The following is a 13,721-nucleotide window of genomic DNA, read 5'->3' as shown; positions in this document are numbered from 1 at the left end:
CTGATAAAGTACCTGTCATGACCAAGGACACAGCATCCGGCTCCGCGCCGGACGACGCCTTCGCAGCCGACCTGCTGCGCGGTCACACCGACACCATCGTGCTCGGCGTGCTCCGCAGGCACGACAGCTACGGCTTCGAGATCTACAAGCTCATCCGCGACGCCACCGGCGGCGCGTACGAGATCAAGGAGGCGACCCTCTACGCGAGCTACCGGCGCCTCCTCCGCGACGGACTCGCCGAGGCGTACTGGGGTGACGAGTCGCAGGGCGGCCGTCGCAAGTACTACCGCATCACCGACGCCGGTCGGGCCGCGTTCACGCAGAACGTCGCCGCCTGGGTCGCCACCCGCACCATCATCGACTCCCTGCTGGGCACGCCCACCGCGCCCACGGCCAAGAAGGGCTCCTGACATGAACGACCACCGCTCCTCAGGCGGCGACCTGCACCGACTGCTCGACGAGGCCTTCGCCGGCATCGAGGTCACCCCCGAGATCCAAGACCTCAAGGAGGAGATCCGCGGCAACCTGCTCGCCCGCATGGCCGAGCTCGAGGCATCCGGACTCCCCCAGGCGGATGCCGCGCGCCGGGCCGTCGCCGAACTCGGCGACGTGCACGAGCTCATCGAGGCCGACGGCACGACGGATGCCGCAGGCACCGGCGCCTCTTCGCCGTCGACCGCCCGCTCGGCACGCGCCGCCCGCGTCGAGTCCGCCGGCGCGGCGGCCCTCCGCAACCGCGTGCGCCCGAAGCCCGCCTTCGTCGTGCGCACCGTCGTGCTCGCGATCATCGCCGCGGCCGCGCTCGTGCTGCTCGTGCTCGGCCTCACCCCGTTGCTGCCGCTCGCCGTCGGTGCCCTCATCGCCCTCGCCGCCGTCTTCGGCCTGGCACTCGGCACGGTCACGGGCGACGCCCTCAGCCAGGAGACGACGACCAACCATCGCATGCCTGCGGGGCGCGCGCTCGGGTACGGCGCCGCGACCGGCCTGCTGCTGGCCGGCCTCGCGTTCACGCCCATCGTGATCCTGCACCTCGACCTCGGGTGGCTCGTGCTCGCCGGCGCCGCCGTCGTCGCGGCCATCGGCGAGCTGAGCTACCTCGGCGCGACCCAGACCAACCGGCACAAGCCGTGGGTCGTGCAGCAGCATCGCGACGCGGCATCCATCGGCACCCGCTTCGAGGACGACCCCGCCGCCGGCGCCCGCTTCGGCATCTACTCGGCCGTGATCTGGATCCTCGCGTTCGTGGCGATCCCCATCATCGGCTTCACCGCCGGCTGGATCTGGGCGCCGCTCGCGTTCATCGGCGGCTTCGTGGCCATGATGCTCGTGCTCGCGCGCATGCTCTTCGGCGAGAAGGCCGGCACGGCCGAGAAGGCCGAGAAGGCCGACTGAGCCCTGCTCATCGCGCGACGCGACATCCGTTCACCCTCGAGGCGGGCGGATGCCGCATCGCGTCGTCCGAAGGCCATCGTGCGCGCAGCCCGTGCGCACCGCGCGCCTAGACTGTACGGGCACTCGCGGGAGTGGTGGAATCGGCAGACACGCAGGATTTAGGTTCCTGTGCCTTCGGGCGTGAGGGTTCAAGTCCCTCCTTCCGCACTGACACTGACTGACTGACTGACGTCTGTCCGATCGATGCCGTATGGCGACGCCGGCGCGCGTCCTCTCACATCGGCATCCGCTGTCACTCGATGATCGGCGGATGCGGCGCCGTCGGGCTCGAGGCGAGCCAGCCCACCTGGGCGCCGCGTTCGAAGAAGTGGCGGAAGGCGTAGACGATCGGATTCCAGATCGTCGGATCGATGTGCTCGCCGCTCGGATCGAGGATCGCGGGGTCGGCGTGCACGCGCAGCACCTCGGCCTCGACCATGAGGTAGCTCCCGTCGAGCCCGGGCGTCGCCCGCCGCACGCGCGCCTCGAACTGCAGCCGGCACTCGAGCACGCGCGGCGCCGAGACGAGATCGGACGGATGCGGGGTGAGCCCCGCCGCCCGGAACTTGTCGGGCTCGAATCGGTATCGGCGCCGCTTGTCGTCGGGCACGGGGTCGCGGCCCGTGAGCGTGGACAGGCGCACGAGGGCGCGCCACAGGTCGCCCGACGGGAAGTTGACCGTGATGTCGGGTCGCTCGAGCAGGTTCGCCGCGGTCTGCCCGTCGACCTCGATGCCGAGCACGAGCATGCGGCCGAGCGCCCAGTACGACGAGGCCGGTGCGAGGTTCGGGGAGCCGTCGGCGTTCTCGGTGGCGATCAGGTACGCGGGGGTGCCCACGTAGAGCACGCTCGGTTCGACGACGACATGGCGTTCTGGGTTCACCCGCTGAGACTATTCGGGCATGGCGAGTCAAGACCCGAATGTGACGTCGCCCCGCGATGGCCGAGCCGACGTGGCCGGCGACGACCGCCCCGGCGTCGATGGCGACCGCTTCGACGGCGGCGACGCCGTCTGCTGGCTCTCGCGGGTCTGCGACGAGTGCGGCGCCCTCGTCGAGGGCGTCGGCGCAACGCCGTGCTGGCGCTGCGGCGCCGTGCTCGTGCGCGACTGACGGCGGCTGCTCGTGCACGACTGACGGCGGGTGGCGCCCGCCTCAGACCGAGGGCGGCCCGGCCTCGATGCGAGCCCGAGCCTTGGCCTCGACCTGCTCGGCGGGCACGCTCCAGTCGGCCTCGAGCCACCACGTCACCCCGGCCTCGGCCCACGGCCTGACGACCTCGGCGGCGGCTGCGGCATCGGTGGTGCTCGTGGTGCCTTCCTGCGTGATCGCGTAGGGGCGGTCGGCGAGCCCCGCCGCCTCGCGTTGGCGCCGGATCCAGTTGATCGCCTCGGCGGCGACCTCGGGAGTGTAGCCGGGTGCCTCGGGCGTGATCGCGGTGCCGGGCGGGGCGAAGTTGGGGATCCACCCGTCGGCGAGCGCCGCCCGGCGCATGGACTTCGGTCGCGGCCACACGCCGACCACCCAGGTCGGGATGCGCGGCTGCTGCACGGCAGGCGGAGGCAGCATCTGATCGGCCTTCGAGACACGGTAGTGCGCACCCTCGTACTCGAACGGCTCGCCCCGCCAGAGATGCTCGAGCAGCTCGAGCGATTCGTCGAGCCGCTCGGCGCGCTCGCGCCGGCCCGGATCGGACTCGAAGATCCAGAACCTCGGCTCGACCGACTCGGGCACGCCGAGACCTGCGGAGAGGATGACCCGGCCGTGCGAGAGGCGGTCGACCGTCATGGTCTGCCCGGCGAGCTCCCACGGCCTGCGCCGCGGCACGGGCGTGAGCATCGTGCCGAGGCGGATGGTCGACGTCGTCACGGCCGCCGCGGCGAGCGTCGCCCACGGGTCGGTCGCCCAGATGCCCTCCCACACGAAGAAGCCGTGCCAGCCGTGCGTCTCGGCGAGGCTCGCCAGTCGGACCGCGATCTCTGGATCGCTGCCCGTGTAGATGAAGCCGTACTCCATGCGCCGAAGGTATCGCCGGCCGCCGACATCCGCACTCGCATCCCGACTCATCGATGCCGGATTCGACACGGCATCCGCAGCTAGTAAGGTTAGGCTTACTTTATCTCGCATCGACCGAAGGACGCGCCCGATGACCATCGCTCCCCCCGCCGAGGCCGTGGCCGCCACCGAGCCCCTCGACGTCGCCGCCCTCGTGCGCGCCGCGACCGCCGAGGACCACCGCAACGCCGAGACCCGCGGATTCATCACGCGCCTGATGGGCGGCGAGCTCACGCTCGACGACTACACCCGCTACCTCGCCCAGTTCGCGTGGGTATACGAGGCGCTCGAGGCGCGCGGCAGCCGCGACGGCGACCCCGAGGTCTTCGATCCGAGCCTTGCGCGCCTGGCGGCCATCGAATCCGACCTCGCGGCTCTCGGCGCCGGCGACTGGCGCGAGACCCACCCCGCGCTGCCCGCCACCGCGGCCTACGCGGCGCACCTGCGCGCGATCTCCGACGACGACGTGCGCTACCTGGCCCATCACTACACGCGCTACCTCGGCGACCTGTCGGGCGGCCAGGCCATCGCGGCGCTCGTCGGCCGCCACTACGGCGCGACGCCCGACCAGTTGAGCTTCTACGACTTCGACCTCGGCGACGAGGGCCCGGTGCGCTACAAGCGCCGCTACCGCGAGGCGATGAACGCCCTCGCGCTCGAACCGGGGCAGGTCGACGTGCTCATCGACGAGGCGAAGGCCTCGTTCCGCCTCAACGGAGCGATCTTCGAGGCCCTCGCCGGCTGAGCCCTGCATCACGGCGGCGCCGCCGCATCCGTCCACAGGTGCGGATGCCGCGGCGCCGCCGTCATACCCGGGGATGATTTCAGGGTTGCCACCCAGTCGGCGGGCCCACCGGCTCGGTAGACTGCATCGACACCCACGCCGCCTGTGATCCGGCCTTCGCCGTGTCCGCCGTCAGGAGCACGATCCCGTGATCAACACCGCACTCATCCCCTGGCTCGACCCCGAGACCATCATCGGCGGCGCCGGTCCATGGGCGCTGCTCGTCGTCTGCGGCATCATCTTCGCCGAGACCGGCCTGCTCATCGGGTTCCTGCTCCCCGGCGACACGCTGCTGGTCATCTCGGGCCTCCTCTCGCACCCGCTCGACGGCGCGCCGAACGGCGTCTTCGGCATCTCCGTGTGGTGGGTCTCGCTCCTCATCGGGCTCGCGGCCTTCCTCGGCGGGGAGGTCGGGTACTACATCGGGCACAAGGCCGGCCCCACGATCTTCGAGCGCAAGGAGTCCGGCCTCTTCAGCGTCAAGAACGTCGAACGCACGAACGCGTTCTTCGAGCGGTTCGGCGCACTGGCCGTCATCCTCGCCCGCTTCGTGCCGATCGTCCGCACGTTCACGCCGGTCGCCGCGGGCGTCGGCCACATGGGCAAGGGCAAGTACACGCTGTACAACCTCATCGGGGCGATCCTCTGGGGCTTCGGCCTCACGATGTTCGGCTACGCGATCGGCTTCATCCCGCCCGTCGCGAACTTCGTCAAGGAGTACATCGACCTCATCCTGCTCGCCGCGGTCGGCGGCACGGCGATCGTCACGCTGTGGCACTACCTCCGCGAGCGCTCGAAGGCGAAGAAGGCGGCGGCGGCAGGCGAAGACGTCATCACGGACGAAGACGAGGCCGAGGCGCTCGTGCTCGACCCCGAGGTCTTCGAACGCGGTCCCGAAGACCCGCACGCGCGCTGAGCCAACCGGCTCCGTCCCGCGTCGCCCGGCCGCGCTGCGACACCGAACGGCGGATGCCGCGGCTCAGCGGTGCGAGCCCTGCTCCTGCTCCGCGCGGCCGGCGGGTTCGAGCTGGAACGTCGAGTGCTCGACGTCGAAGTGCGCGGCGAGGCATCCGCCCAGCTCGTCGAGCAGCGCCCCGGTGCGGCCCGAGGCGAACACCTCGGGCTCGACCTCGACGTGCGCCGAGAACACCGGCTGCCCCGAGGTGATCTGCCACACGTGCACGTCGTGCACGGCCACCACACCGCGCGTGCCGAGCAGGTGCTCGCGGATCTCGGCGACATCGGTGTCGGCGGGCGCCGACTCGAAGAGCACGTGCACCACGTCGCGGAGCAGCGAGATCGCCCGCGGCACGATGAGCACGGCGATACCGATCGAGGCGATGGGGTCGGCCGCGTCGAATCCGGTCAGGACGATGACGAGCGCGGCGACGATCACGAGCACCGAGCCGATGAGGTCGCCGAGCACCTCGAGGTATGCACCGCGGAGGTTGATCGAGTCCTTCGCTCCCCCGCGCAGCACGAGCATCGCCGCGACGTTGGCGACCAGGCCGGCGATGCCCACGATGAGCATTCCGCCGCCCGCCACCTCGTGCGCCTCCCCCGACACGCCCTCGACGAGTCGCGAGATCGCCGAGACGGCGACCGTGACGGCGACGACCGTGAGGATCACGCCGTTCACGAGCGCGCCGAGCACCTCCGCGCGCCGATAGCCGTAGGTCTGCCGGTCGGTGGCCGGTCGGGCCGCGACGACCGCCGCGATGAGCGCCACCACGAGTCCGATGAGGTCGCTCGACATGTGGCCCGCGTCGGCGAGCAGCGCGAGCGAGCCGGTGAGCAGCGCGCCGACCACCTGCACGAGCAGGAACACGCCGATGATGGCGATCGCGATCCAGAGCCTGGTGCGATTCGCCGCGCCGTGCGCGTGGTCGTGATCGTGCGAGTGTCCCATCACCTCCAGCGTAGGCGCGGAACGCGCGGCGCGCCCGTGATGGGAATGAGTCGCGTTCTCAGGCCGATCAGGCCCCGGCTGCGTCGACCAGGCTCGCGATGCGCTCCAGCTCGGGCAGCAACTCGACGAAGGCGAGCGCGCGATGGCTCCGCGCGTTCTTCTCCTCGGGCAGCAGCTCGGCGGCCGTGACCTCGAGCCCTTCGGGCTCGAAGATCGGGTCGTAGCCGAACCCGTGCGACCCGCGCGGCTCGTAGGCGAGCGACCCGCGCCACCGACCCTCGGCGACGAACTCCGACCCGCCCTCGATCAGCGACTCGGGGACGACCAGTGCGATGGTGCACCGGAACTCCGCACCGCGGTTCGGACGCGCGATGTCGGAAAGCTGGTCGAGCAGCAGCATCCGGTTCGCCTCATCGCCCGCCGCGTGCCCGGCCCAGCGCGCCGAGAGGATGCCGGGGGCCTCCCCCAGCAGGTCGACCACGATGCCCGAGTCGTCGGCGAGCGCGATGCGACCCGTGTGCGCCGCGGCGGTGCGCGCCTTGATGAGCGCGTTGGCGGCGAAGCTCACGCCGTCTTCGACGGGCTCGGGGCCGTCGTACGAGACGACGACGGCCTGCGGCATCCGCTCGCCGATGATGCGCTGGAACTCCGCGACCTTGTGCTGGTTGTGGGTCGCCAGGACGAACTCGAGGCTCACGCGCCCGCCTTCGCCTCGGCGAGCACGGCCTTCTGGATGTCGGTGAGCGACGCGGTGCCGCCGAGCGCGAGGTCGAGCAGGGCGTCGAGCTCGCGGCGGTCGAACGGGGCGCCCTCGGCGGTGCCCTGCACCTCGACGAAGAGGCCGCGGCCCGTGGCGACGACGTTCATGTCGGTCTCGGCGCGCACGTCCTCGACGTAGGCGAGGTCGAGCATGGGCGTGCCGTCGATGATGCCGACCGACACGGCCGCGACGGTGTCGATGAGCGGCGTGGCCTTCTGGGCGATGAACTTCTTGCCGCGCGCCCACTCGATCGCGTCGGCGAGGGCCACGTACGCGCCCGTGATGGCGGCGGTGCGGGTGCCGCCGTCGGCCTGCAGCACGTCGCAGTCGATCTGGATCGTGTTCTCGCCGAGCGCCTTCATGTCGACCACGGCGCGGAGGCTGCGGCCGATGAGCCGGCTGATCTCGTGCGTGCGGCCGCCGATGCGGCCCTTCACGGCCTCGCGGTCGTTGCGCGTGTTCGTGGCCCGCGGCAGCATGGCGTACTCGGCGGTGACCCAGCCCTTGCCGCTGCCCTGCATCCACCGGGGAACGCCGTTGGTGAAGCTCGCCGTGCAGAGCACCTTCGTGCGACCGAACGAGATGAGCGCGCTGCCCTCGGCGTGCTCGCTCCACCCTCGCTCGATGCGCACCTCGCGGAGGTCGTCGGGTGCGCGGCCGTCGGCGCGGACGATGGTGGCGGATGCCTCGGTCATGCGTTCTCCTGTCGAAGTCGTACCTGGTCGGGAATGGTGACCGCGCCCGTCTCGACGAGCTCGACGCTCGGGATCTCGGGGGCGATGAGTCGGTGCGCGAGGTCGAGGAACGCGCTCGTGGAACCGCCGGTCGCCTCGTAGCGGTAGGTGGGGGGCATGGCCGAGCGACGCTCCATGCCGGTGCCCACGAGCACCCGGTAGACGTCGTTCGCGGTCTCGACGTCGCTCGAGACGAGCGAGACGCGCTCGCCCATGACGTACGAGATGGCGCCCTTGAGGAACGGGTAGTGCGTGCACCCGAGCACGAGCGTGTCGACGTCGGCGGCCCGCAGCGGCGCGAGGTACTCCTCGGCGACGGCGAGCAGTTCGTCGCCGCTCGTGACGCCGGCCTCGACGAACTCGACGAATCGCGGGCACGCGACCGTGTGCAGGTCGAGATGCGGTGCCGCGGCGAACGCGTCGTCGTACGCTCGCGACGAGATCGTGCCGGCCGTGCCGATGACGCCGACGCGCCCGTTGCGGGTCGTGGCCACCGCACGGCGCACCGCCGGCTGGATCACCTCGACCACGGGCACGTCATAGCGTTCCCGGGCGTCGCGCAGCATGGCCGCGGACGCCGTGTTGCACGCGATGACGAGCATCTTCACGCCCTGCGCGACGAGGTCGTCGAGCACCGCGAGCGCGTAGCCGCGGACGTCGGCGATGCGCTTCGGCCCGTAGGGCGAGTGCTCGAGGTCGCCGATGTAGAGGATGGACTCGTTCGGCAGCTGGTCCTTCACGGCACGCGCCACCGTGAGCCCGCCCACGCCGGAGTCGAAGATCCCGATCGGTGCATCCGTCACAACAGACCAGCTTAGGCGAGGCCGCGGTCGCACCGGCCACCGGGCAAGTAGGCTGACCAGGTGACCGGGTCTGCTGCGTTGTTCACCGATCGATACGAGCTCACGATGGTGGATGCCGCCCTCCAGGACGGCACCGCGCATCGCGAGAGCCTCTTCGAGGCGTTCGCGCGCCGCCTCCCCGACGGACGGCGTTACGGCGTCGTCGCGGGCACGGGCCGCCTGCTCGAGCTCATCGACCGGTTCCGGTTCGAGGATGCCGAGCTCGACTGGCTGCGCGAGAACCAGGTCGTGCGCTCCGAGACCGTCGACTGGCTCGCCGACTACCGCTTCCGCGGCGACATCTGGGGCTACCGCGAGGGCGAGGTCTACTTCCCGGGCTCCCCTCTGCTGAGCATCCAGGCGAGCTTCGCCGAGGCGGTCGTGCTCGAGACCCTCGTGCTCTCGACCCTCAACTTCGACTCGTCGGTGGCGAGCGCGGCCGCCCGCATGGTCTCCGTGGCGCTCGGACGGCCGATCGCCGAGATGGGCTCACGGCGCACGAACGAGGGCTCGGCGGTCGCCGCGGCCCGTGCCGCGTACATCGCCGGCTTCGACGCGACCTCGAATCTCGAGGCCGGTCGCACGTGGGGTCTCCCGACGATGGGCACGGCGGCACACGCGTTCACCCTGCTCCACGATTCCGAGGAGGACGCCTTCCGCGCCCAGGTGCGGGCGTTCGGGCCGAAGACCACGTTGCTCGTCGACACCTACGACATCCGCACCGGCGTCGAGCTGGCGGTCCGGGTCGCGGGCCCCGAACTCGGCGCGGTCCGCATCGACTCCGGCGACCTGCCGACGGTCGTGGCCGCCGTGCGCGAGCAGCTCGACGAGCTCGGCGCGGTGAGCACGAAGATCACCGTGACGAGCGACCTCGACGAGTTCACGATCGCCGGCCTGTCGGGCGCCCCCGTGGACTCCTACGGCGTGGGCACCTCGGTGGTCACCGGTTCCGGGTCCCCCGCCGCCGGCATGGTCTACAAGCTCGTGGCGCGACGCGACGACGCCGGCGACTGGGTGGCCGTCGCCAAGTCATCGCTCTCGAAGGCCAGCGTCGGCGGGCGCAAGAACGCGGCGCGCCGGCTCGACTCCACGCGCACGGCGCGCGAGGAGATCGTGTTCGTCGGCGACGGCCCGGGCGGCGACGCGGAGTTCGAGCAGGGTTCGCAACTGCGACCGCTCATGGTCCCGTTCATGACCGAGGGCGTCGCGGATGCCGCGCACCTGGGCGCCGCCGGCACGGCGGCCGCGCGGGCGCATCGCGCCGAGGCGATGCAGGAGCTGCCGATCGAGGCGTTCCGCCTCGGACGCGGCGAGGCCGCCATCCCGACGACCTACCGCTGAGTCGCGGCGGGGCTCCGGCCGGACGAATGTCTCAGCACAACCCGCGATCCGTGGGTTGCGCCGCGGCTCAGCCCTGCTTCATGCGCTCGTAGATCTCCTTGCAGGTCGGGCACACCGGGAACTTCTCGGGATCACGACCTGGGGTCCACTTCTTGCCGCAGAGCGCCTTGACCGGCTTGCCGGTCATCGCGGACTCGAGGATCTTGTCCTTCTTGACATAGTGCGAGAAGCGTTCGTGATCGCCGGGCTCGATGGCCTCGTCCTGCAGGAGCTTCTCGAGCTCGCGGTCGAGGACCGAGGTGCCGCCACCTGGGGTGTCGGGGTCGGCGATGCTGGCGGTGACGGGCACGATCATGGTCCCGATTCTACGTGCTCGGGAGCGGGGCCGGGCCGATGCGCTCAGGCTCGAAGTGCGGCGCCGAGGATCTCGGGCCCGCGCCGATCGAAGATGCGGCCGCCGGCGAGGATGCCGACGACGAGGACGATCACGCCCGCCGCGGTGCCCACGACGAACGAGATGGCGTGCCAGCGCGGGTCATCCGTGAGCCCGAGGTAGGCGAACCAGATCGCCGGTGCCGCCACGAGCGCCGAGCCGAGCATCGTCATCGTCTGCACGAGCGCCGCGATCGTGCCCGTCGACTGCGGCTGCTGGAACGGCGAGTCGCCTGGCTTCACGGCCGGGTACGGCAGCCAGGCCGATCCGATGGATCCGATGCCGAGTCCGCCGAGCAGCAGTGCCGTGCTCACGCCGATGAGCGAGGGCAGCACGGTGTCGTCGTCGAGTGCGATGAGGGTGAGGGCGGAACCCGCGCCGATCACGAGGATGCCGCCGAGCAGGACCGGCACGAGCCGGCCCAGCCGATCGGCCGTGCCCCGGACGCCCGACACCACGTGCAGCCAGATGGCGGTGCTGTCGTACGCGGTGTCGTTGTGCAGGGTCCAGCCGAGCAGCAGGCAGATCAGGGGAACGGGAATCAGCGCAGTCACGCCGAGCGGGAATCCCGCCAGCGTCAGTGGTACGAGCACGAGCAGCGGGACGAGCGGGAGCATCACGAGCGAGACCCAGTAGCGCGCGTCGCGACCCCAGTAGGTGAAGCTGCGCGCGGCGATGACGCCGGCGGGCGTGTGCGGCATGCGATCGAACCATCCGAGGCCGCGGTAGTGCTTGGCGGATGCCTCGCGGCCGGGGGTCACGAGCATGCGCGCCACGAGGGCGCGCCACCCGAGCCACAGCGCCCAGAGCGTCGCCGCGGCGATGAGCAGTTTCAGGATCGCGGCACCCCACGCGCCGGCGGCCGCATCGCCGGGCACGGCGAACGCGGCCCCGAGCGGCGTCCAGCCGAGGATGTCGGCGGCATCCTCGAGCAGCAGGAGTCCGCTCGCGGCCCAGTCGAGGCTCACCAGCACGACGATCACCGGCAGCAGCAGCACGATGGCGACGACGCCGAGCACGCCGCCGACCTCCTTCGCCCTCCTGCTGGACAGCAGGAGCGAGGCGATGGAGGTCGCGACCCGCGCGACCAGCAGGCACGTGGCGAAGGCGAGCGCCGCACCGAGGATCGCGAGGAACGTCTCGCCGACGCCCCTGGACCAGGTCACCACCGTGCCGAGCAGCACGATGCCGAGCACCGTGGCCGGGATGCCGATCGCGGCGGCGAGCGCGAGCCCGAGGGCGAGCGTGCGGTCGGGCACGCCGAACAAGGCGAACCGCCGCGGGTCCATGGTGTCGTCGACGCCGAAGAGCAGTGGCAGCACGATGAATCCGACGACCACCAGGCTGCCGGCGACGATGATCCCGTCACGGATGAGCGCGACGTCCTCGACCGTGCGCAGTCCGACGAGCCCGACGAACAGCAGCGCCGCGATGCCGAACCCATAGATCAGTCCGAGCGAGAGGCCCACGACCTGCCATGGGCTGCGCTGGAAGATGTTGCCGAGGAGTCGCAGTTTCAGTCGGAGAAACTGTGCAACCATTCCATGCCTTCCGCTGCCTTGCGCCCGCCGGCGAGCTCGACGAATCGGTCTTCGAGGGTCTTCCCTGCGCGGACCTCGTCGAGGGTTCCGGATGCCAGGACCCGGCCTCCGACGATGATCGCCGCCGAGTCGCACACCCGCTCGATGAGGTCCATGCCGTGGCTGGACAGCACGACCGTGCCGCCGCCCGCGACGAAGCGCTCGAGGATGTCGGTGAGGTTCGCCGCGGAGACCGGGTCGACCGACTCGAACGGCTCGTCGAGCACGAGCAGGCGAGGCGCGTGGATCATCGCGCACGCCAGGGCGATCTTCTTCGTCATGCCCGCCGAGTAGTCGGCGACGAGGCGGTCGACGGCGTCGTCGAGCCCGAAGGCCGCGATGAGGTCGGCACTGCGCTCGCGCACCGTTCGATTGTCGAGGCCGCGGAGACTGCCGGAGTACGAGAGCAGCTGGGCGCCCGTGAGCCGGTCGAAGAGCCGGAGGCGGTCGGGCAGCACGCCAGTGGCGCGCTTGGCGGCGAGCGGGTCGGCCCAGGCGTCGATGCCGTTGATGTGCACGCTGCCGGCATCGGGACGCAGGAGCCCCGTGACCATCGAGAGCGTCGTGGTCTTGCCCGCGCCGTTGGGTCCGACGATGCCGTAGAACGAGCCGGCGCGCACCTCGAGCGAGATGCTGTCGACGGCGGTGTTGCCGCCGAACTGCTTGACCAGTCCCTCGATCGCGAGCACGCGGGGTGCATCGGACGGGGGCGCTGCCCGGGCGACCCGGAGCGTGCGCTTCTTGCGCGGCGTCGACTTCGGCGCGGCGGGGATCACGGCGACCGCGACATCCTGCGAGATCGGCGCGGCGGGCTCGGCCTCGGGCTCCGGTTCCGGCTCGGCCGTCGGCGACGGCGGGGCGTCGAGGACGGAAGCCGCGACCACGGCGGCGGCCACCGTCCGCGCGGGCCGTTCGGGTTCGGGCTCGGGCGCGACCACGGGCGCGGATTCGACGACCGGCTCCGCCTCGACGACCGGCACGGTCTCCACCACCGGCTCGGGCTCGACGACCGGCTCCGGCTCGACGACCGGCACGGCCTCGACGACCGGCTCCGGCTCGACGACCGGCACGGCCTCGGCGACCGGCTCGGGCACGGCAACCGGCTCGGCCGGAGCGCTCACGGGCGCGTCGTCGGGTCGTGCTGCGGCCGTCGCGGCTGCCGCGTCGGTCTGGGGCTCGTCGGGCTGCGCAGCCGTCGTCTTCCGGGGTGCGCGCTCGGCCGCCGTGGTGTCCGTGGTGAGGGACGCGGCGACCCGCTGGGTCTGCCGCTTCTTCGCGGCGTCGGATGCGGCGCGGCTTCGAGCGCTCGGAGCGTCGCCCTTGGCGGTCGTGCGCGTGGTGCGCGAGGACTTCGCCGCGGTGCTGCGCGCCGACGCCGCGCCGGCCGACGCCTGTCGCGACGCCGGGGTGCGCTTGGAGGCCACGGGCTCGGACTCGGCGGCCGCGGCGGCGTCGCTCGGCGCGGCCTCGGCGGGCCGCTTGGCAGCAGGCCGCTTCGCCGCGGGAGCCTTCGACGTGGCCGCAGGAGCCTTCGACGCTGCCGCAGGGGTCTTCGCCTTCGATGCCGCAGAGGAAGACGCCGGGGTGGTGGCCGAGGATGCGGGCTGCTCGCTCTCGGCGGCATCCGCCGGGGTCTTGGGGGCCGCCTTGGATGTCGCCGCCTTCGCGGCCGGACGACGGGCGGGAGCGCGCTTGGCCGGCGATGCCGATGCTCGTGCGCCGGTCGCGGGCGCCGAGCCGGAGCCGGAGCCGGAGCGCGCGTCGGACGCGCCCCCCTCGGCAGACACCCCCGTGCCCGTGCCTCCGGGAGTTTCGTCGTCGTGTTCGGAGCGCGAAACGGAAGTCACCCAGAC

The 13,721-nt window shown here is 71.6% G+C and carries 15 protein-coding genes and 1 tRNA gene; 7 read left to right on the top strand and 9 right to left on the bottom strand.

Annotated elements, in window-relative coordinates; genetic code table 11:
• The first annotated feature begins 17 nt into the window (after positions 1-17).
• The 3 genes from ACR3IO_RS11610 to ACR3IO_RS11600 all read left to right on the top strand — a co-directional run bounded on the left by ACR3IO_RS11610 (position 18) and on the right by ACR3IO_RS11600 (position 1,599).
• The gene (locus ACR3IO_RS11610; RefSeq protein ID WP_434071364.1) at positions 18-410 is read left to right on the top strand and encodes a PadR family transcriptional regulator; all 393 of its coding nucleotides are present in this window, start codon (positions 18-20) and stop codon (positions 408-410) included.
• Position 411: 1 nt separating this feature from the next.
• On the top strand, positions 412-1,392 hold the full coding sequence (locus tag ACR3IO_RS11605) for a permease prefix domain 1-containing protein (protein ID WP_434071363.1): 981 nt from the start codon (positions 412-414) through the stop codon (positions 1,390-1,392).
• Between the two features lie 125 nt (positions 1,393-1,517).
• Positions 1,518-1,599 (top strand) — tRNA-Leu (locus ACR3IO_RS11600).
• Between the two features lie 85 nt (positions 1,600-1,684).
• On the opposite strand, the gene ACR3IO_RS11595 is transcribed toward ACR3IO_RS11600, so the two are convergent.
• Positions 1,685-2,314 (bottom strand): flavin reductase family protein, encoded by a 630-nt coding sequence (locus ACR3IO_RS11595; RefSeq protein ID WP_434071362.1) that lies wholly within the window; start codon positions 2,312-2,314, stop codon positions 1,685-1,687.
• 19 nt (positions 2,315-2,333) lie between these two features.
• On the opposite strand from ACR3IO_RS11595, the gene ACR3IO_RS11590 reads away from it, so the two are divergent.
• The gene (locus ACR3IO_RS11590) at positions 2,334-2,543 is read left to right on the top strand and encodes a hypothetical protein (protein WP_434071361.1); all 210 of its coding nucleotides are present in this window, start codon (positions 2,334-2,336) and stop codon (positions 2,541-2,543) included.
• A gap of 42 nt (positions 2,544-2,585) precedes the next feature.
• On the opposite strand, the gene ACR3IO_RS11585 is transcribed toward ACR3IO_RS11590, so the two are convergent.
• Positions 2,586-3,446, bottom strand: a complete 861-nt coding sequence (locus ACR3IO_RS11585; RefSeq protein WP_434071360.1) for an LLM class flavin-dependent oxidoreductase — start codon at positions 3,444-3,446, stop codon at positions 2,586-2,588.
• 130 nt (positions 3,447-3,576) lie between these two features.
• Between ACR3IO_RS11585 and ACR3IO_RS11580 the strand changes: the two genes are divergently transcribed.
• Complete coding sequence (locus tag ACR3IO_RS11580) at positions 3,577-4,230, top strand: heme oxygenase (biliverdin-producing) (protein WP_434071359.1); 654 nt, start codon at positions 3,577-3,579, stop codon at positions 4,228-4,230.
• Between the two features lie 190 nt (positions 4,231-4,420).
• Positions 4,421-5,185, top strand: a complete 765-nt coding sequence (locus ACR3IO_RS11575; protein ID WP_434071565.1) for a DedA family protein — start codon at positions 4,421-4,423, stop codon at positions 5,183-5,185.
• A 63-nt stretch (positions 5,186-5,248) separates the two neighbouring features.
• On the opposite strand, the gene ACR3IO_RS11570 is transcribed toward ACR3IO_RS11575, so the two are convergent.
• The 4 genes from ACR3IO_RS11570 to murI all read right to left on the bottom strand — a co-directional run bounded on the left by ACR3IO_RS11570 (position 5,249) and on the right by murI (position 8,475).
• A complete protein-coding gene (locus ACR3IO_RS11570) occupies positions 5,249-6,178 on the bottom strand; it encodes a cation diffusion facilitator family transporter (protein ID WP_434071358.1) in 930 nt (309 codons plus the stop codon).
• 67 nt (positions 6,179-6,245) lie between these two features.
• Positions 6,246-6,875: an RdgB/HAM1 family non-canonical purine NTP pyrophosphatase gene (gene rdgB, locus ACR3IO_RS11565; protein ID WP_434071357.1), complete on the bottom strand. Its 630-nt coding sequence runs from the start codon at positions 6,873-6,875 to the stop codon at positions 6,246-6,248.
• Positions 6,872-7,633: a ribonuclease PH gene (rph, locus tag ACR3IO_RS11560; RefSeq protein WP_434071356.1), complete on the bottom strand. Its 762-nt coding sequence runs from the start codon at positions 7,631-7,633 to the stop codon at positions 6,872-6,874. The genes rdgB and rph overlap by 4 nt, the downstream gene beginning before the upstream one ends.
• The gene (gene murI, locus ACR3IO_RS11555) at positions 7,630-8,475 is read right to left on the bottom strand and encodes a glutamate racemase (protein ID WP_434071355.1); all 846 of its coding nucleotides are present in this window, start codon (positions 8,473-8,475) and stop codon (positions 7,630-7,632) included. The genes rph and murI overlap by 4 nt, the downstream gene beginning before the upstream one ends.
• A gap of 60 nt (positions 8,476-8,535) precedes the next feature.
• On the opposite strand from murI, the gene ACR3IO_RS11550 reads away from it, so the two are divergent.
• Entirely contained in the window at positions 8,536-9,855 is a 1,320-nt protein-coding gene (locus tag ACR3IO_RS11550; protein WP_434071354.1) for a nicotinate phosphoribosyltransferase, read from the top strand.
• Positions 9,856-9,922: 67 nt separating this feature from the next.
• Here the strand turns inward: ACR3IO_RS11550 and ACR3IO_RS11545 are convergent, their stop codons facing one another.
• From ACR3IO_RS11545 to ACR3IO_RS11535, 3 genes are read right to left on the bottom strand one after another with little or no spacing between them, the layout of a single operon-like run.
• Positions 9,923-10,210, bottom strand: a complete 288-nt coding sequence (locus ACR3IO_RS11545; RefSeq protein WP_434071353.1) for a DUF3039 domain-containing protein — start codon at positions 10,208-10,210, stop codon at positions 9,923-9,925.
• A 44-nt stretch (positions 10,211-10,254) separates the two neighbouring features.
• Positions 10,255-11,829, bottom strand: coding sequence for a hypothetical protein (locus tag ACR3IO_RS11540; RefSeq protein WP_434071352.1), 1,575 nt, complete (start codon positions 11,827-11,829; stop codon positions 10,255-10,257).
• Entirely contained in the window at positions 11,805-13,715 is a 1,911-nt protein-coding gene (locus tag ACR3IO_RS11535; protein WP_434071351.1) for an ABC transporter ATP-binding protein, read from the bottom strand. Before ACR3IO_RS11535 ends, ACR3IO_RS11540 begins: the two co-directional genes overlap by 25 nt.
• Positions 13,716-13,721 lie beyond the last annotated feature (6 nt).

Source organism: Agromyces sp. Marseille-Q5079, from assembly GCF_051016555.1.
Classification (GTDB): domain Bacteria; phylum Actinomycetota; class Actinomycetes; order Actinomycetales; family Microbacteriaceae; genus Agromyces.
Note: the sequence above shows the minus strand (reverse complement) of the source record. Positions and strands in the feature narration are given on the sequence as shown.

Coding starts and splice junctions, on each gene's coding strand:
- ACR3IO_RS11605 (WP_434071363.1), top strand. CDS start 412: ATGAACGACCACCGCTCCTCAGGCGGCGACCTGCACCGACTGCTCGAC.
- ACR3IO_RS11590 (WP_434071361.1), top strand. CDS start 2,334: ATGGCGAGTCAAGACCCGAATGTGACGTCGCCCCGCGATGGCCGAGCC.
- ACR3IO_RS11540 (WP_434071352.1), bottom strand. CDS start 11,829: ATGGTTGCACAGTTTCTCCGACTGAAACTGCGACTCCTCGGCAACATC.
- ACR3IO_RS11580 (WP_434071359.1), top strand. CDS start 3,577: ATGACCATCGCTCCCCCCGCCGAGGCCGTGGCCGCCACCGAGCCCCTC.
- ACR3IO_RS11585 (WP_434071360.1), bottom strand. CDS start 3,446: ATGGAGTACGGCTTCATCTACACGGGCAGCGATCCAGAGATCGCGGTC.
- ACR3IO_RS11570 (WP_434071358.1), bottom strand. CDS start 6,178: ATGGGACACTCGCACGATCACGACCACGCGCACGGCGCGGCGAATCGC.
- rph (WP_434071356.1), bottom strand. CDS start 7,633: ATGACCGAGGCATCCGCCACCATCGTCCGCGCCGACGGCCGCGCACCC.
- ACR3IO_RS11545 (WP_434071353.1), bottom strand. CDS start 10,210: ATGATCGTGCCCGTCACCGCCAGCATCGCCGACCCCGACACCCCAGGT.
- ACR3IO_RS11610 (WP_434071364.1), top strand. CDS start 18: ATGACCAAGGACACAGCATCCGGCTCCGCGCCGGACGACGCCTTCGCA.